This is a genomic window from Leptolyngbya sp. CCNP1308, assembly GCF_034932455.1.
GTDB lineage: Bacteria > Cyanobacteriota > Cyanobacteriia > Phormidesmidales > Phormidesmidaceae > Nodosilinea.
In genome coordinates this window covers 269699-285361 of sequence record NZ_JAYGIH010000035.1, presented here as the reverse complement: position 1 = coordinate 285361, position 15663 = coordinate 269699, and the positions used below count along the sequence as shown (strand labels likewise).

Genomic DNA, 15663 nt, shown 5'->3' with positions numbered 1-15663 from the left:
TAAGATTATCCTCCTCAGCATTGAGGCTGACTACCCTTGGCCCTTGGCTCAGCAAGAATTTTCGTTCACCAAAGGTTTCGGTTAATTAACAACAACGTGCGCAAGGTAGATATCGTCCTGTATTCTGCCAATGATCCATTATTTTGTTGTCTGGGATACATTAGTCAACCTTTACCTAGAGAAAACCATGCTTAAAACCTATGTGCTTCCTGCCCTGGCCACTAGCGCCCTATTGATGACCCTGGCCGCCTGTCAGCCCACCACCACCCCCCCAGATACCGGCAGCGATACCACCACCGAGGCCCCCGTCACCGAGGCCCCGGAGGGTGATGTCGCTATAGGCGATCGCGCCGACTACAACGAAGTGCCCGTTCCTGAAGATGACACAGCGGTAGGGTCTGACCCCACCGACATTGCCCTAGCGGTCTTTGGCAGCACCGAGCCCGGCGAAGGCAACTTTGAAGAAGAGGTGGAGCTGATCGACGAAACCGATGACCAAGCCCTGGTGATGCTCACCCAAACCGGCCTCGCCGATGACTCCGTTAACGGGACGCGCTACCGCCTGGAGTTTGTGCCCGAGGGCGATCAGTGGCGGCTCGACTGGGCCGGTAGCCAGGTGCGCTGCCAACCCGACCGGGGCTCCCAAGAGTGGTCTGCCGACCTGTGTATGTAGAAGATTGTTCTCCGTTAAGACTGTTAAAGACTGTTGAAGAGGGTAATTTCCAAGTCTCAATTGGCCTGAGGATTAAGGAGATCAGCCTTTCGGATACCCTTCTATGACCCCCATTCAGCGCATTGGCATTCTCACCAGCGGCGGCGATTGCCCCGGCCTCAACGCCGTCATTCGAGCGGTGGTTAAATGCGCCAACCGGCGCGGGTGGGATGTCATTGGCATACCCTACAGCACCGACGGCTTTATGCAGGTGGCCGACGGTCAGTACGACCCCGAGCACCTGCGCCTCACCGACCACGGCTACGACATTCCCGGCATTTTGCAGGGGCTCGACGTGCTGCAATTTCTCAGCGGCACCATCCTCGGCTCGCTCAGCAAAAGCCGCTTCGACGGGCCTGACCAGATGGCCAAAATTTTGGCGGGCTATGAAAAACTCAACCTCGACGCCCTGATCGCCATCGGCGGCGACGGCAGCCTCGACATCATCTACGACCTGGCCCAGCGCGGCGGCTGGAACCTGATCGGCATTCCCAAAACCATCGACAACGACGTGCCTTTCACCGAAAAATCCATCGGGTTTAACACCGCTGTGCAAACGGTGAACAGCGCCCTCTACGACCTCACCTTTACCGCCGCCAGCCACGATCGCGTCATGGTAGTCGAAGTCATGGGTCGCGATGCTGGGCACCTAGCTCTCCACGGCGGCATTGCGGGCGGGGCCGACGTGATTCTAATTCCCGAGCTGGTGCCTAACCTCAGCCCCCTCGTGGTCACTCAAATCTGCCAGCACATCGCCGATCTGCGCCAGCGGGGCCGCAAGTTTGCCCTGGTGGTGGTGGCCGAGGGCGTCCACGGCGAAGATGGCAAACCCAAACACCTGATTGGCGAATCGCTGGCCACGGCGATCGCCGATCGCAGCCGCACCCTTTGCCAAACCGGCGACACCGCCTACTGCGATATGGATCGGGTCGAGACCCGATCCATGGTGCTGGGCCACATTCAGCGCAGCGGTATTCCCACCGCCAGCGATCGCCTGCTGGCCTCCGCCTTTGGCCGCAAAGCCGTGGATCTGATCGCCGAAGGCCGCTACAACCGCCTGGTGGTGTGGGAAGCGGGCCGGGTGCGATCCAAAGACCTCAGCGATGTAATTGCCACCGTGCGCGAGTGTCACCTGCGCAGCATCTGCCCCAGCCCGGTCGAAACCGACAGCACCATGGTCAAGGTGGCGCGATCGTTGGGAATTTATGTCGGCAATCCCGACACCCTCCCCGATCCCAAAGCCGTTATCCAGGAGGTCTCTGCGATGGTGTAGCCGAAACCCTTGGTAGGGGCGCAGGCCCTGCGCCCTTGGGAGAAACCTGTTTAAACAGGTCGCGGAGTGGGAGGAGACTCAAGATAGTGAATGTCAACGTCGCGATTGAGAGCGTTGGCGAGCACCTGGCGATCGCGCTGGGCCGCCCAAATTTCTAGGTCAAAATTGTCAGCGCCAACCACTCCTATCTCTAAACCATCCGCTGTAATCTGACAGAACACTGACTTAACGCGCTGGTTCTTCGTTTTGTCTAAGCTGACCGCTAGCCTGAGCAAGCCTGAGAGCGTTTGAACAATCTGGCGGTGGGGCTTGGATAGTTTTCTAAAGCGCTTGTGCTCCTCAGTTGGAGCCGCTTTGCAGTGGTAGCGAGTCAAATTCGAGATCAGCAAAATTTCTTCGTCGGTGAAGCCACGAGGATTGGTGCGGCTGATGATGTCTCGCGAATTTTTGTGGTGCTTTCGATAGGAAATAAACTGCCCAATATCGTGGAGCAGCGCCGAAAACTTGAGCAGATCACGCTCAAATTCACCGTATCCATGCAGGGCTTGGGTTTGATCAAATAGCTGTAGCGCCAGCTCAGCCACATGCTCGTTTCTAGACCAGTCAGACTCGTATTTCTGCGCCAGTTGGGCCGCTTTGCGATACCGCAAATTGGTTTGAGCCGGAAATGAAGCCACCTCGTGAGCATGGCGTTCTAGATAGTCTAAAATCATGCCCTCCCGCAGGGAGGCATCGCAAAGGGTAATGTCTTTGACTCCGACCAGATCTAAAAGCTTGACCAGCAAAATGCCGCCCAAATGGATGGCGTCTGCCCGTTTGTCGCTAATGCCCTCGAACCTGGTGCGTTTGTCCAGCTTGGTTTCGAGCAAATCGTCCGTGAGGCGTTTAATGTCTTTTAGCCGTACCGTTTCGGCATTGACCGATTGCAAAGCGTCGCCCCCCGCTGCGAGATAGGCCGCCTCTCCCAGGGTGCGAATGGTGCCGGAGGTGCCGATCACCCGGTCGAAGCCCAGCTCTCGAATCTGATCGATCGCCTGCTGGGCTACGAACTCGATGTGAGCCTCCAGGACATGGCGACTTTTGCTGCCCACGGGGCCTTTATCCTCAAACATATCCAACAGGCGCAGCACCCCCAGGGGCAGGCTATCGCTAAACAGAATGTTCTGCCGATCGCCAATTACGGCCTCTGTACTGCCGCCGCCAATGTCGAAGACCAGGGCGGTTTCATCCTCCAGGGCAATGGAGTTGCGCACGGCCAAGAAAATTAGCCGGGCTTCTTCTCTGCCGGAGATAATCTTGGGCGCTAGGCCCGTCTGGCGCACCACCTGGTTCAAAAACTCCTCACCATTCTGCGCCTCTCGAATGGCGCTGGTTGCCGCCGTAATTACTTCATCTACCCCCACCTGTTCTGCCAGCTGAACGTAGCGCTGAATTACTTCTAAGCCCGTGTCAAAGGCGCGATCGCTGAGGCGATGGGTGGCAAACACCCCATTCCCCAGCTTGACCATCTCCTTTTCGCGCTCAATCACGTCAAAATGTCGCTGGGCGATCGCCTCCACAATAATCATGTGAATAGAGTTGGTGCCAATGTCGATCGCAGCGAGTTTCATAGGTCAGCCAAGGCGTCGGTTTCGACCATCATGACGCCATTCGCGACGATGCGCTCGCCGGGTTGCAACGACACGGTGACAAAAGCTGGGTCATCTGCCAGCATCGCCAGAGAAACCATTCCTTGCGCCAGCCGGGTAAAGCCCTCAGCTTTAATACACCAACGCCGGATATTCCGTCACATCAAACTCAAAGCAGTGGCGTCCTTCGGGGTGCTGCCAGCGCTCGGCCTCGGGGTTTGAGTCTTGATTGCTGAGGCGGTGGGTGCTGCTGTCGGTATCAAAGGTGGCGCAGAGTTCAAAGCTGCGATCGCCCAACTTCCCATACTCGTAGGGCTGGTTGGTCAATGGGTCGTTGCGCAGCTCGATTGCATCCAGGGTGGTGGGCAGCTCAAAACTGTCGTCATCGGCAACGTATTGCTCGTGGAGCCGCTGGGCGATCGCTGCCACATCCTGCAACCGCTGGCGATCCGCCGCGATTTCGCGCTGCCGTCCAGGTGTACCCAGTACCCAAAACCCGGCTGCGATCGCTGCAATCACCGCCGCCGTTGCCACCCCGGCAAACGCTCGATCAAACGCCTTATGACTTACTTTTTCGCTATTCATGGGCCAAATTTAAAACCTTAGGGGCAGGCTTGCGCCGAATCCAGTCGAAGTAGTACCACAGCACGCCGCCATCCAGCACCAGCACCACCAGCAGCTTGAGCAAAAAGCGCAGCGTCAGCTCACCCCGCAAAAACGAGGTCAAAAACGCAATCACCGCACCAATGGCAATAATGGCAGACACTAACAGCGTTAGGTAGGTCAACCACTTGCGCACCCCCGAGAAGTGCTTTTCTCGATAGTGGGCCAGGTCGCGGTTGATCTGCCGCATCAGCCCCAGGTACACCGGGTAGGCCACCATCAGCCGCGCCAGGGCAAAGGCCACCTGCCACGATGAATCGTAGAAGCCGTAGCCGTTGCTGAGACTGTCGGGGATCAGATGGTCAATGAAGATAAAGGCCATCTCACCAAGCGCCTGAAGCCAAATGCCCAGGGTGACAAAGGCCAGCAAATAAAAGAAGGCATCTCGCGCCATCTCGCCCGAGGTGCCGCGCGGGGTGGGCAACGGACGGCCCAGCAGCCCTTCGTAGACTTCAAAAAAAGCGCGCTCTACTTCGCGGGAAGGCCAGCCGTAGTCGCGCAAGAGTTTGCTAATAAACTCGTCGGAGGTGCCGCGATCGCGGGCCAGCAAAATAAACTCCACTAGCTCGCTGCGGCGATCGGGGGTAGGGGGAAGATCGGTACTCATGGGCCTACGGTAAACCGCCATCGATATTCTAAAAAGAATTGGTGATCCACCTGTTTAACTGTCCTTTAAGACCAGAACCGCAGGACGGCTCAGCGGCGTATCCATTTGGTGAGAATGCGCATGGGCTGGCCGGTGGTGGGGTCGAGCTGGGGTTTGCTCCAGGCACGGGGTTCGGCAAAGCCAATGCTGTGGAGATGGGCGATAACTAGCTCCATGCCGGTGGCGGTGCCGATGAGCATGACGCGCACGGGTTCGCGCGGGTCGGCTGGCTCTGTGCTGGGAGGGTTGTCGGAAGGTGGCAAGCTATAGATTTCGCTGTTGGGGATGAAGTCTGACATGGCGATCGGTGGATAAAGGATGATGAAAGGGATCCAGACCTCCGAGTTTTGTGAAAACTCGGAGGTCTTTTGCCGCAAGAATCTCTACGAAGGGTGCGAAACCCCCCGCGAGATGGGAAACTGAGCTAACAAATGTCAAACGCTCTAACTAGAGGATTCCGCCTCTAGAGACCGCTGCTCAAACTAAATCTAACTATAAGCCACTTATAGCCCGAAATCAAGTAGCTTATATAAACAACTTGTATCAATGCCCGATTACTCACCATTCCAAGAATCTGCTTTAAAGCGTCGGCGTGAAGAATTGGGTTTGACCCAACGAGACTTAGCTCTCGCTGTAAATGTGTCCGTACAGACGGTGAGTAACTGGGAAACAGGGCGATATAAAGAAGCGAAATTAACCCTGCCGCAGGTAAAAGCACTATGTTTGGCGCTGCAATGGACTATTGAGGAATTGCCCAATGAATTAGGGCCTCTGTAGTTAATATTAGTAGTGGTTGGACTTGAAGAGGATGTCAATGCAACGGGTTTCCTAGCCGCAAGGCTTTATCTAAAAAACTGATAAGGTGTTCGTACTTATCCGCTGAGTCTTCAGTCATAATGTTGCCTATAGTGTCATCTATTTTAGGATCGCTATTTTTTTGCCCTTTCATTGCATCTGTATATGGTTTAAGTCGCTTGAATCGGGCGCTCTGCCTGCCAAGGCGATCTGAACCATGCTGGTGCAAAATATCTTTAGCTTTTAGGATGTAGTTAATTGTCGTGTAAAGTTCGTAGACTGCCTCAATTTCACTTGGAGACATAGCTTTTGGAACATCAGAAATTAGACTTTCAAAACCTATTTTATGCGTTGTGAAGGGTGGGTCTAAGGGAGAAGAAAACGCATTCTCCCTACTCACTTCTTCGTACAGCCAAGTAATTACTCTGACTCTCAAGGAATTTATCTCAGATAAATTTAAATCTATTTCTAGTCTCAAAAGTGATCTAATAGCCTCGGCCTCTTTTCTTGCTTTAAGCCTCTCTCTTCTATCTACAAAACTCTGATTGATTAAGGCACCTGTAGTAGCGCCCAAGAGTGCTGTCACTGCTGGGAATATGGGATTTTCAGCAAATAAAAGTATGTTTTCACAGAAATATCCTTGAAATTCACGGATACTTGATGCCCATAAATCAGATATCTCTATCATTTCTTCAGTGTCATAAAAATTTCGTTTGGTTTATATTCAACATGTTTTATTGAATTTAAGGTTGAGATTCTTGATTTAAAGGATTACTTAGAAGGTATTTAGCCTGTATTAGATGCTGTAAAGTACGCTCACACTGTCCTCTTTTCTCCTCATCCCAACTATCTATGTACATGGGTTGCAAATATTCGTACGCATAAGCAAGGACTCTAAAATCTGCATATATTTGGCAAACATCACTTAATTGCTCAGGCTCCAATGCTTTCGCCAATGCAGCCACCTGACTATCAAAGGCTTGAGTTCTAAGCCCATGGGGAGAAACTGAAAAAGGTACTTTAACTAGATCAGGAGGAAGAATTTTTGCAATTAATTCAAATTCTTTAGTAAGACTTTCTATTCTGTTAAGATTATAGTCTACCTCGATCCTTAACATTGTTCTTACAGCTAATGTCTCCTTGTTTTGCTTGAATTGTTCTTGCCAACGAAAAGCAAGAAAGCTTAATAAAAATGCCAGAGTTGGGCCTGTGGAAGATTGAACAGTACTTTTAAGAAAATCAGGAGCATTGTCTAGGTTAGATACAAAAAACCACATTTCTGAAAGGGCCGAATCCCAATAAGATACGAAACTTAATAAGCATTCTTCAATGAGAGTCTCTATTGGCATAGGTATTAGGGACTTAAGAGTAGAGAGTAGGTCGGCTGAAACGAAGTGTACCCCAACACAAGCACAGGAGCGTTGGGTTCTGCTAGTTATCAAAGAGTAGGTTGGGTGAAACGAAGTGTAACCCAACAAAAGGGCGGTGCGTTGGGTTCTGCGATCGCACTACTCAACCCCTACAAGAGCTGCACCTAGCCCGCTATTTTGGTGTGTCGCCCCGGTTTTGGCTGGGCTTGCAGATAGACTACGACCTAGATGTCGCCGAAGATGAAGGGGGCGATCGCATCAGGCAGGAGATTGTCACGATCGTCAACCATCTTTAATCAAAGAATGCACTATCCTCAGTTCCTCCATCTACTGCTCGCCTGAAAGGCCTTTTGCTATGGGGGATGCAACCCAGCCAGTAACAACAGTCTTCGCATATTGACAATGCCCAAACGATTCAGGCTCAGTTCCTCGACCGTAGCCCTTCCCGCTGGCGTCAGCCCAACAACCTGCAAAAAATCGGCATCCCAGGCAAAATGCTCATCCCAGGTCTGACGACGGGGATGAAACAGCGACACCTGAGTTTGGCTCACCGGGTCAAGCCCCGTTAGCTTGATGTGCTTGTGCCCGTTGCAGCCTCCACAGGCCAACGCCAAATTATCCAGGGCCGTTTCCCCACCCGCCGCTATTGGAATAATGTGCTCCATCACAAACGACTGAGCCGCATAATCCATAGCGCTTTTGCAGTACTCGCATCGACGGTTAGCGCGTTCAATCACCTGGCGCTGCTCGTCAACAGTAATGTATCGCCTAGGCATACACAGTTGGCGGTTGCAGACCCAGCTGAGTCATCAAGTCGGGCAAATTTACTCCCCGCAACTGGGCAAGTTCCACCAAAGCTTGAAGCCGAGCCGCATCAGCCTGTTCGACAACGTCAATCAATTGCAGCAGTTCTTGGTGCTCTTCTGGGGCGATCGCCTCATCCTGAAGCTTCGCTTGCAACTCGCTGTAGCGGTGTTGTATTTCCTCAGGCAGCTCTTGATTAATCGCTTGCAGTAGATTGGCCTCTAGCTCTGGCAAACTCGCGGCCTTGCGTTGAGCCAGCATCAGACTAACCCGCTCAACAAAATTCCTCAGCTCATCAGTATCGAGCTGAGCCACTCCGCTCAAGAGCTGATCGAGGTTGAGGTTAACCTCTGATGTTACTCGTACTGTAGCCATAGGCAACGGCGCTTAGAGGCCAAGAGGTAAGGGCTTCTGTGTCTTAAGTGTAACTGTATCTATAAACCCTCTCGCTATCATGATCAATAGCACGTTGCCAAACCTATGACCCTTGCCAGCAGCCCTTCCCCTATTCGCGTTGAAACCGGCCACGGCGACATTCGCACCATTCAGCCGGGGCGCACCTGGGAGCAGTTTAAGCACCTGCAGAAAGGCTTTGAGAACACCCGTGGGCTCAGACTCTTTTACTACAATGGCACCATCGAAATCCTTATGCCCGGCGAAGCCCACGAACTCTTCAAAAGCGTGATTGGCTTTTTGATCGAGACGTTTTTATTCAGTCGCGGCATTGAGTTCAAGCCCACCGGCTCCATGACTCAAGAAAAAGAAGGCATCGCCGCCGCCGAGGCCGACGAGTCATATCAAATTGACGGCTACAGGCTATCGGTCGAAGTTAATTTTACTAGCGGTGATGCCACCAAGCTAGAGCGCTATCAAGCCTTGGGGGTCGATGAAGTCTGGATGTGGGAAGACGGCTCCTTGGTGGTTTACCACATCCAGACCAGCCTCAGTGCTAGGGGACACTACGAAGCTGTCGATCGCAGCGGCATCCCAGCCCTATCTGAAATCGACCTCAACCTGTTGTCGGCCTGCATCCTAATCGGAGAAACCTCCCGAATTCAGGCCGCTCGACAGCTCCTAGCAGCCCCCCCAGCTAGATCCTAGGCAATCCCACCCATCTACCCACTCATCCACTCCCCTACTCCATCCCTAAATTCGCCGCCAAAAACGCCCACTTATCCGACACCTCTTCGATCACCTTTGCCGTCGGCTTCCCTGCACCGTGGCCCGCCTTCGTCTCAATGCGAATCAGCACCGGAGCCTCGCCCCCGTGCGCCGCTTGCAGCGCCGCCGCAAACTTAAAGCTGTGGGCGGGCACCACCCGGTCATCATGGTCTGCCGTGGTAATCATCGTCGCCGGGTAGGCCGTCCCCGGCTTCAGGTTGTGCAAGGGCGAATAGGCGTAGAGCACCTTAAACTCCTCCTCATTCTGGGGCGAGCCGTAGTCTGACTCCCAGGCCCAGCCAATGGTGAACTGGTTGAACCGCAGCATATCCATCACCCCCACAGCGGGTAGCGCCGCCGCAAAGAGATCGGGGCGCTGGGTCATGCAGGCACCAACGAGTAAACCACCGTTGCTGCCGCCCGCGATCGCCAGCTTATCCGCCGAGGTATAGCCCTCCGCGATCAGCCACTCCGCCGCCGCAATAAAATCGTCGAACACGTTCTGCTTATTGAGCTTGGTGCCCGCTAGGTGCCAGTCTTCGCCGTACTCGCCGCCGCCGCGCAGGTTTGGCATCGCATACACACCACCCATCTCCATCCACACCAGGTTGCTCACCGAAAACGACGGCGTCAGCGAAATGCTGAAGCCCCCGTAGCCGTAGAGCAGCGTCGGGTTCTGCCCGTTCAGCTCAATCCCGGTTTTGTGGGTGATGAACATCGGCACGCGGGTGCCGTCTTTGCTGGTGTAAAACACCTGGGTCGTGGTGTAGTCCGTGGGATCAAAATCGACCTGGGGCTGGCGGTAGAGAGTGCTCTCCCCCGTCACCATGTCGTAGTGATAGATCGTGGGCGGCACCGTAAAGCTGGTAAAGCTGTAGAAGGTTTCAGTATCTTCGCGCTTGCCGTCAAAGCCCCCCGCCGAGCCAATCCCCGGCAGCTCTACCTCTCGCACTAGCTCCCCAGTCAGCGAGAAAATGCGAATCGTGGTGTAGGCATCCTTCAAGTAATCAGCCACGAACTGGTTATTTAGTAGGCCCACCCCCTCAAGGGTGTCGTCGCTTTCAGGGATGATCTCCTGCCAGTGCTCCTTTTCTGGCTGGTTAATATCGATCGCAATTAGTCGCCCCTTCGGTGCCTCCAAATCCGTCGTAAACCAGAACAGCGACCCCTCGTTATCCACAAAGCTATAGCTAGCCTCAAACTCAGAGATTAGCTCCACCACGGGGCTTTCTGGGTCGCTCAGGTCTTTGTAGAACACCAAATTGTTGGGGTCAGTCCCCTTCCACACCGAGATGATCAAATAGCGTCCGTCTTCGGTGACGCCGCCGCCAAAGCCCCACTCTTTTTGATCGGGGCGATCGTACACCAGCACATCGTCACTTTGGGGCGTACCCAGGCGGTGGTAGAACAGCTTTTGGTAGTAGTTGACCGCCTCTAGCTTGCTCGCCTCATCTGGCTCGTCGTAGCGGCTGTAGAAAAAGCCCTGGTGGTCGTGGCTCCAAGATGCGCCGGAAAACTTCACCCACTTCAGCAGGTCGTCAGTATCCTCACCAGTTTCAATGTTGCGCACGCGCCACTCCACCCAGTCAGACCCCGCGCTCGACAGGCCGTAGGCCATATAGGCCCCGTTCTCACTTACCTCCATGCCGCTGAGCGAAACCGTGCCATCCTCCGACAGAGTGTTGGGGTCGAGCAGCAGGCGGGGCTCGGCCTCTAGGCTGGGCAGGGTGTAGAGCACGCTCTGGTTTTGCAGACCGTCGTTTTTGAAGTAAAAGTAGCGCCCGCCCCGCTTAAAGGGGGTGCTGTAGCGCTCGTAGTTCCAGATCTGGGTGAGGCGATCGTTGATGCTTTGCCGTCCCGACAACCCTTCTAGATAGGCCGAGGTCACCCGGTTTTGGGCCTCAATCCACTCCTGGCTGGCGGGCGATTGCGGGTCTTCGAGCCAGCGGTAGGGGTCGGGTACCGCCACGCCGTGGTAGGTGTCGACCTGGTCTTGCGGGGGGCTGGGGGGATACGTGAGGGAGTTGGCAATCATAGGAGCTTGAGATAGACCAAGGGCTAGTAGTAACCCTAACAAGAAGCGTAGAAAATCGCGCACGAAATCATGGCCTTCGTTAATTCAGGAATCCATTCCCTAGTCTTAGTTATCGACCCAGTTTTCTAGAACAATGTTGGGATAGCTGCGAAAATCTTCAAGGTTGTTGGTAACTAGGGTGAGGTTGAGACCAATGGCGTGGCTGGCAATTAGCTTGTCGAGGGCATCACTACGGCGATCGCGGCTAGCAGCGCGCACCTCTGCGTAAGCCACCGCAGCGGCAGTGTCAAAGGCCACCACTGGAATCAACTCAACTAGAGCATCGAGCGCCTGTCGATTCTGCGATCGCGTCGCCTCTCTACTTACATAAACCCCATATTCCAGTTCAGCCAGCGTAATCGATGAGATCACCACATCACCCTGACGACAGTCTGCAAAACGTTTCGCGACAGAAGGCGGCTGGTGCTTCATTAAATAGATGCAAATATTGGTATCGAGCATGTATTTCATAGTGCTTCTCGATCTTGATCGCTTTGGGCGGGGCGTCCCTCAGCCATAAAATCTTCAGAAAAAGCGGCAAACCGCTGCAAAACATTAGTCAATGGCGCTCCCACCGGGCGAATAATTAGAGCATCGCCCTGGCGTTCAATGTCGTAGTCCACATCTATCTGTTCAAACTGAAGTTCTTTGGGAATTCGCACCGCCTGGGAATTGCCGCTTTGAAAAACACGCGTGCGCATAGGTAAAGCCCCGCCGCAAAAATGACGTATCTACAAGTATATACACCTCTGAGCAGAACGGTGGACGGTGAAGGGTACCGCACTGAGCCCACGGCAGCGCTACACTAGCCACCGGGCGATTTTAGGAAACCGAGCTATGGGCGACAACAGCATCGACGACACAGCGGCCAGGGTGCAGACCCTCAGATCGCAGCTGCAAGCCGCCAGCTACGCCTACTACGTGCTCGACGCTCCCACGCTGCCCGACGAAGTCTACGATCGCCTCTACCGCGAGCTGCAAGACCTCGAAGCCGCCCACCCCGAGCTAGTCACCCCCGACAGCCCCACCCAGCGCGTCGGCGAAAAGCCCGCCGCCCAGTTCACCTCCGTTCGCCACAACATCCCCCTCTACAGCCTAGAGAATGCCTTTGACCTGACCGAGTTTCGCGCATGGGAAGACCGCTGGCGTCGCCAGGCCCCCGAAATTGGCCAGGTCGAATACGTCGCCGAACTCAAAATCGACGGCAATGCCCTGGCCCTCACCTACGAAAACGGCCTGCTGGTGCGCGGCGTCACCCGAGGCGACGGCACCGCAGGCGAAGACATTACCCCCAACGTCCGCACCATTCGCTCCATACCCCTGCGGCTGGCCATTGAGAATCCGCCCCCCGTGGTCGAAGTGCGCGGCGAGGCTTTTTTGCCGCTGGACGTGTTTGAGCAGATCAACCGCGATCGCGCCAACCACAGCGACCCACCCTTCGCCAACCCCCGCAACGCCGCCGCCGGTACCCTGCGCCAGCTCGACTCCCGGATTGTCGCCGCCCGCAAATTAGATTTCTTCGCCTACACCGTGTATTTAGAAGCGGGCGAGGGGGAGAGTGGGGGAAAGAGTGAGCATGAAAATCCAAAATCCAAACCCCAAAATCTAAAATCGCCCACTTCCCAATGGCAGGCGTTGGAGTTTCTCAAATCCCTTGGCTTTCGCGTCAACCCCAACCGCCAGCTCTGCCAGTCAGAAACCGAAGTGCAGACCTACTTTGATGAGTGGGCCACGAAGCGCACCCAGCTCTCGTACCTGACCGATGGCGTGGTGGTCAAGCTCAACAGCTTTGCTCTGCAACAGCGGCTGGGCTTTACCCAAAAGTTTCCCCGCTGGGCGGTGGCGCTGAAGTATCCGGCTGAAGAAGCGCCCACCATTCTCGAAGCCGTCAGCTTTCAGGTGGGTCGCACCGGGGCGGTGACCCCTGTGGCCGAGCTGCGTCCGGTGCAGCTGGCGGGCACCACCGTCGCCCGCGCCACCCTGCACAACGCCGATCGCATTGCCGAACTCGACATTCACCAGGGCGACACCGTGATTGTGCGCAAAGCCGGGGAAATCATCCCCGAAGTGGTGCGGGTGCTGGCAGATCTGCGTCCCGAAGATGCCAGCAAAATCACCATGCCCACAGATTGTCCCCAGTGCAGCAGTGCCCTGGTCAGGCCTGACGATGGTGCGGTGACCCGCTGCATCAATATCTCCTGCCCAGCGATCGTGCAGGGGGCGATCATCCACTGGGCCAGACGCGACGCGCTAGATATTGAGGGGCTGGGCGAAAAGTGGGTGAAGCAGCTGGTGGAGCAGAGGCTGGTGCAGTCGGTGGCCGATTTATACATCCTGAGCGAGGCCGATTTAGAACCCCTCGATCGCATGGGTAAGCGGCTGGCTGAGAAGCTGGTGGGGGCGATCGCCGCCTCCAAAACCCGCCCCTGGGCCGCTGTGCTCTACGCCCTTGGCATTCGCCACGTGGGGGCCGTCAACGCCAAAACCCTGGCCCAGAACTTCCCAACTGTGGATGCCCTGGGCTCGGCTAGCGCTGAGGACATCGAAACCGTCCACACCATCGGCCCCGAAATTGCCCAGGCCGTTTACCAGTGGTTTCAGGTGCCCGCCAACCAAACTTTGATCGATCGCCTGCGACAGGCTGGCGTGCAGCTGGCGTCCACGGAAGCCGCCCCTGCCACTGGCCCGCTGGCGGGCAAAACCTTCGTGCTCACCGGCACCCTGCCCACCCTTACCCGACCGGAAGCCACCGAGATCATCGAAGCCGCTGGGGGTAAAGTCACCAGCAGCGTCAGCAAAGCCACCGACTACCTGGTCGCGGGTGAAAAAGCCGGCTCGAAGCTCACCAAGGCAGAGGGGCTGGGCATCGCCATTCTCACCGAAACCGATCTGTTGACTCTGGTGAAAGCCGCCTAGGGCAGTGGTCTCACCGGTCTTTTTGTTTCAGCAGAGAGCCATGGGCAGACCAAATATCTTTCCTTTTATATAAATTTGGGCAGAATAAATATGTCGATAATGGTATCGCAGAGATACAAAAAAATTGTGCTCTGCCCCATGCGATCGCCCGTTTTGGGATAAAGTCCCTTGCCCTAGGGATTGATTTTAGATTGTCAGCATGGCGAATCCGTAGGGCCGGCGTTGCTCGTATTCATTGAATACCTACATCTACGCCCCCATCCTGGCTAAGCCGTTGGGCCATGCCTAGAACCATTGGAATCTGAAATCGTCTGAAATATTGCTGCAGAGTTACGGTTTGGAGCACTGCTAAATGGACGGACAACCGATTCTAGAGCCGGTAGCTAGTAAGCTGGCGTTAATTCCCTACGTCTTTTTGTCGGCGGCTAGCTCTGGGGAGGCAGCGATTGATGAAGTTGTGTTAGACGCTCTGTGTGCCATTCGCCTCCACCTCGATATGGAGGTGGCGTTCATCGCTGAGTTCTCAGGCGGCAGACGCCGATTTCGCTATGTCGATTCGGCCTTAGAGGATGCCCCTATCGCCGCAGGTGACTCAGACCCGCTCGAACAGAGCTATTGCCAGCGCGTGGTGGATGGCCGGTTGCCCGAGCTAATTCATGATGCCTCGTTGATTCCGGCAGCCCTAGAGTTGCCGGCCACGCTCTCAGTGCCCGTGGGAGCCCATCTCAGCGTGCCTATTCGGCTGGGGGATGGACAGGTCTATGGCACTTTCTGCTGTTTTAGCACTCAACCCGACTTCACCCTGGGCGATCGCGACCTGGCCATCATGCACCTGTTTGCCGACTTTACCTCGCGGCAGCTGGGTCGTGAGCTAGCCACCGAGCGTCGCCGCCAGGAGATGCGCCAGCGGATTGCCTCAGTGCTTGAGTCTGAATCGTTTACCAGCGTTTACCAGCCAATTGTGCACCTCATCGACAACAAGATCGTCGGCTTTGAGGCGCTAACCCGATTTTGGTCTCGGCCCATTCGCAGCCCCGATGTGTGGTTCAACGAGGCGGCGGAGGTGGGCCTCAGCGAACAGTTGGAGATGGCGGCGATCGCCAAGGCTTTGACTATCCTTAGCCACATCCCCGACGATCTCTACCTTTCCATCAACGTCTCGCCCCAAAACATTTTGAGCGGTGCCATCAATGACGCGCTTCAAAATGTGCCCCTCCATCGCATTGTGCTGGAGGTAACCGAGCATGTGGCCATCCCTGACTACTCGCAGTTTGGCTGCTGCCTTGCGCCCCTGCGCGATCGCGGCATCCGCCTAGCCGTTGACGATGCCGGGGCTGGCTATGCGAGTTTTCTGCATATTCTTAAGCTCAAGCCAGAGATTATCAAACTCGACATCGGCCTGATTCGCGCTATCGATATCGACCTTACCCGCCGGGCACTCACGGCGGCCCTGGTGGGGTTTGCCCAAGAAACGGGCAGCAGCCTCGTGGCCGAAGGGGTAGAAACCGTCTCAGAACTCACGGCGCTAAAACTGCTGGGCGTCAACACAGCCCAGGGGTATCTGCTCGGGCATCCCCTCCCGCTTGGCGACATCGCCGCACTGTTCTAACCTCGACTCAGC

19 protein-coding genes are annotated in these 15663 nt (G+C 55.3%); 7 read left to right on the top strand and 12 right to left on the bottom strand.

Annotated elements, in window-relative coordinates; all coding sequences use genetic code 11:
- Positions 1 to 187: 187 nt before the first annotated feature.
- Both VB780_RS09780 and VB780_RS09775 read left to right on the top strand, forming a co-directional pair.
- The gene (locus VB780_RS09780; protein ID WP_323350957.1) at positions 188 to 673 is read left to right on the top strand and encodes a hypothetical protein; all 486 of its coding nucleotides are present in this window, start codon (positions 188 to 190) and stop codon (positions 671 to 673) included.
- Positions 674 to 776: 103 nt separating this feature from the next.
- Positions 777 to 1985 carry an ATP-dependent 6-phosphofructokinase gene (locus tag VB780_RS09775; RefSeq protein ID WP_323350956.1) on the top strand — a complete coding sequence of 403 codons (1209 nt, stop codon included), beginning with the start codon at positions 777 to 779 and terminating at the stop codon, positions 1983 to 1985.
- 50 nt (positions 1986 to 2035) lie between these two features.
- Here the strand turns inward: VB780_RS09775 and VB780_RS09770 are convergent, their stop codons facing one another.
- The 5 genes from VB780_RS09770 to VB780_RS09750 all read right to left on the bottom strand — a co-directional run bounded on the left by VB780_RS09770 (position 2036) and on the right by VB780_RS09750 (position 5221).
- Positions 2036 to 3595 carry a Ppx/GppA phosphatase family protein gene (locus VB780_RS09770; RefSeq protein ID WP_323350955.1) on the bottom strand — a complete coding sequence of 520 codons (1560 nt, stop codon included), beginning with the start codon at positions 3593 to 3595 and terminating at the stop codon, positions 2036 to 2038.
- Complete coding sequence (locus VB780_RS09765; RefSeq protein ID WP_323350954.1) at positions 3592 to 3714, bottom strand: hypothetical protein; 123 nt, start codon at positions 3712 to 3714, stop codon at positions 3592 to 3594. The genes VB780_RS09770 and VB780_RS09765 overlap by 4 nt, the downstream gene beginning before the upstream one ends.
- Positions 3715 to 3745: 31 nt before the next feature.
- Positions 3746 to 4198: a hypothetical protein gene (locus VB780_RS09760; RefSeq protein ID WP_323350953.1), complete on the bottom strand. Its 453-nt coding sequence runs from the start codon at positions 4196 to 4198 to the stop codon at positions 3746 to 3748.
- Positions 4191 to 4883: a DUF5671 domain-containing protein gene (locus VB780_RS09755; protein WP_323350952.1), complete on the bottom strand. Its 693-nt coding sequence runs from the start codon at positions 4881 to 4883 to the stop codon at positions 4191 to 4193. The genes VB780_RS09760 and VB780_RS09755 overlap by 8 nt, the downstream gene beginning before the upstream one ends.
- A gap of 89 nt (positions 4884 to 4972) precedes the next feature.
- The gene (locus tag VB780_RS09750; RefSeq protein ID WP_323350951.1) at positions 4973 to 5221 is read right to left on the bottom strand and encodes a hypothetical protein; all 249 of its coding nucleotides are present in this window, start codon (positions 5219 to 5221) and stop codon (positions 4973 to 4975) included.
- Between the two features lie 247 nt (positions 5222 to 5468).
- Between VB780_RS09750 and VB780_RS09745 the strand changes: the two genes are divergently transcribed.
- The gene (locus VB780_RS09745) at positions 5469 to 5699 is read left to right on the top strand and encodes a helix-turn-helix transcriptional regulator (RefSeq protein WP_323350950.1); all 231 of its coding nucleotides are present in this window, start codon (positions 5469 to 5471) and stop codon (positions 5697 to 5699) included.
- A gap of 34 nt (positions 5700 to 5733) precedes the next feature.
- On the opposite strand, the gene VB780_RS09740 is transcribed toward VB780_RS09745, so the two are convergent.
- Both VB780_RS09740 and VB780_RS09735 read right to left on the bottom strand, forming a co-directional pair.
- Complete coding sequence (locus VB780_RS09740) at positions 5734 to 6405, bottom strand: hypothetical protein (RefSeq protein WP_323350949.1); 672 nt, start codon at positions 6403 to 6405, stop codon at positions 5734 to 5736.
- A gap of 55 nt (positions 6406 to 6460) precedes the next feature.
- Complete coding sequence (locus VB780_RS09735) at positions 6461 to 7066, bottom strand: hypothetical protein (RefSeq protein WP_323350948.1); 606 nt, start codon at positions 7064 to 7066, stop codon at positions 6461 to 6463.
- A gap of 101 nt (positions 7067 to 7167) precedes the next feature.
- Between VB780_RS09735 and VB780_RS09730 the strand changes: the two genes are divergently transcribed.
- Positions 7168 to 7383, top strand: coding sequence for a hypothetical protein (locus VB780_RS09730; RefSeq protein ID WP_323350947.1), 216 nt, complete (start codon positions 7168 to 7170; stop codon positions 7381 to 7383).
- A gap of 57 nt (positions 7384 to 7440) precedes the next feature.
- On the opposite strand, the gene VB780_RS09725 is transcribed toward VB780_RS09730, so the two are convergent.
- Positions 7441 to 7863, bottom strand: coding sequence for an HNH endonuclease signature motif containing protein (locus VB780_RS09725; protein ID WP_323350946.1), 423 nt, complete (start codon positions 7861 to 7863; stop codon positions 7441 to 7443).
- Entirely contained in the window at positions 7856 to 8266 is a 411-nt protein-coding gene (locus VB780_RS09720) for a hypothetical protein (protein ID WP_323350945.1), read from the bottom strand. The genes VB780_RS09725 and VB780_RS09720 overlap by 8 nt, the downstream gene beginning before the upstream one ends.
- A 105-nt stretch (positions 8267 to 8371) precedes the next feature.
- Here VB780_RS09720 and VB780_RS09715 point away from each other — a divergent pair, with 105 nt between their 5' ends.
- Positions 8372 to 8992 carry a Uma2 family endonuclease gene (locus VB780_RS09715; protein WP_323350944.1) on the top strand — a complete coding sequence of 207 codons (621 nt, stop codon included), beginning with the start codon at positions 8372 to 8374 and terminating at the stop codon, positions 8990 to 8992.
- A gap of 34 nt (positions 8993 to 9026) precedes the next feature.
- Here VB780_RS09715 and VB780_RS09710 read toward each other — a convergent pair whose 3' ends face one another.
- From VB780_RS09710 to VB780_RS09700, 3 genes are all read right to left on the bottom strand, one after another.
- Positions 9027 to 11087, bottom strand: coding sequence for a prolyl oligopeptidase family serine peptidase (locus VB780_RS09710; protein ID WP_323350943.1), 2061 nt, complete (start codon positions 11085 to 11087; stop codon positions 9027 to 9029).
- Positions 11088 to 11192: 105 nt separating this feature from the next.
- Positions 11193 to 11597: a type II toxin-antitoxin system VapC family toxin gene (locus tag VB780_RS09705; RefSeq protein WP_323350942.1), complete on the bottom strand. Its 405-nt coding sequence runs from the start codon at positions 11595 to 11597 to the stop codon at positions 11193 to 11195.
- On the bottom strand, positions 11594 to 11827 hold the full coding sequence (locus VB780_RS09700) for a type II toxin-antitoxin system VapB family antitoxin (RefSeq protein ID WP_323350941.1): 234 nt from the start codon (positions 11825 to 11827) through the stop codon (positions 11594 to 11596). The genes VB780_RS09705 and VB780_RS09700 overlap by 4 nt, the downstream gene beginning before the upstream one ends.
- A 136-nt stretch (positions 11828 to 11963) precedes the next feature.
- On the opposite strand from VB780_RS09700, the gene ligA reads away from it, so the two are divergent.
- Complete coding sequence (gene ligA / locus VB780_RS09695; RefSeq protein WP_323350940.1) at positions 11964 to 14042, top strand: NAD-dependent DNA ligase LigA; 2079 nt, start codon at positions 11964 to 11966, stop codon at positions 14040 to 14042.
- A 352-nt stretch (positions 14043 to 14394) separates the two neighbouring features.
- Positions 14395 to 15651 (top strand): EAL domain-containing protein, encoded by a 1257-nt coding sequence (locus VB780_RS09690; protein ID WP_323350939.1) that lies wholly within the window; start codon positions 14395 to 14397, stop codon positions 15649 to 15651.
- Positions 15652 to 15663: the final 12 nt, after the last annotated feature.

Coding starts and splice junctions, on each gene's coding strand:
- VB780_RS09745 (WP_323350950.1), top strand. CDS start 5,469: ATGCCCGATTACTCACCATTCCAAGAATCTGCTTTAAAGCGTCGGCGT.
- VB780_RS09775 (WP_323350956.1), top strand. CDS start 777: ATGACCCCCATTCAGCGCATTGGCATTCTCACCAGCGGCGGCGATTGC.
- VB780_RS09720 (WP_323350945.1), bottom strand. CDS start 8,266: ATGGCTACAGTACGAGTAACATCAGAGGTTAACCTCAACCTCGATCAG.
- VB780_RS09740 (WP_323350949.1), bottom strand. CDS start 6,405: ATGATAGAGATATCTGATTTATGGGCATCAAGTATCCGTGAATTTCAA.
- VB780_RS09770 (WP_323350955.1), bottom strand. CDS start 3,595: ATGAAACTCGCTGCGATCGACATTGGCACCAACTCTATTCACATGATT.
- VB780_RS09780 (WP_323350957.1), top strand. CDS start 188: ATGCTTAAAACCTATGTGCTTCCTGCCCTGGCCACTAGCGCCCTATTG.
- ligA (WP_323350940.1), top strand. CDS start 11,964: ATGGGCGACAACAGCATCGACGACACAGCGGCCAGGGTGCAGACCCTC.
- VB780_RS09710 (WP_323350943.1), bottom strand. CDS start 11,087: ATGATTGCCAACTCCCTCACGTATCCCCCCAGCCCCCCGCAAGACCAG.
- VB780_RS09715 (WP_323350944.1), top strand. CDS start 8,372: ATGACCCTTGCCAGCAGCCCTTCCCCTATTCGCGTTGAAACCGGCCAC.
- VB780_RS09690 (WP_323350939.1), top strand. CDS start 14,395: ATGGACGGACAACCGATTCTAGAGCCGGTAGCTAGTAAGCTGGCGTTA.
- VB780_RS09735 (WP_323350948.1), bottom strand. CDS start 7,066: ATGCCAATAGAGACTCTCATTGAAGAATGCTTATTAAGTTTCGTATCT.
- VB780_RS09705 (WP_323350942.1), bottom strand. CDS start 11,597: ATGAAATACATGCTCGATACCAATATTTGCATCTATTTAATGAAGCAC.
- VB780_RS09750 (WP_323350951.1), bottom strand. CDS start 5,221: ATGTCAGACTTCATCCCCAACAGCGAAATCTATAGCTTGCCACCTTCC.
- VB780_RS09765 (WP_323350954.1), bottom strand. CDS start 3,714: ATGGTTTCTCTGGCGATGCTGGCAGATGACCCAGCTTTTGTCACCGTG.
- VB780_RS09760 (WP_323350953.1), bottom strand. CDS start 4,198: ATGAATAGCGAAAAAGTAAGTCATAAGGCGTTTGATCGAGCGTTTGCC.
- VB780_RS09700 (WP_323350941.1), bottom strand. CDS start 11,827: ATGCGCACGCGTGTTTTTCAAAGCGGCAATTCCCAGGCGGTGCGAATT.
- VB780_RS09725 (WP_323350946.1), bottom strand. CDS start 7,863: ATGCCTAGGCGATACATTACTGTTGACGAGCAGCGCCAGGTGATTGAA.
- VB780_RS09755 (WP_323350952.1), bottom strand. CDS start 4,883: ATGAGTACCGATCTTCCCCCTACCCCCGATCGCCGCAGCGAGCTAGTG.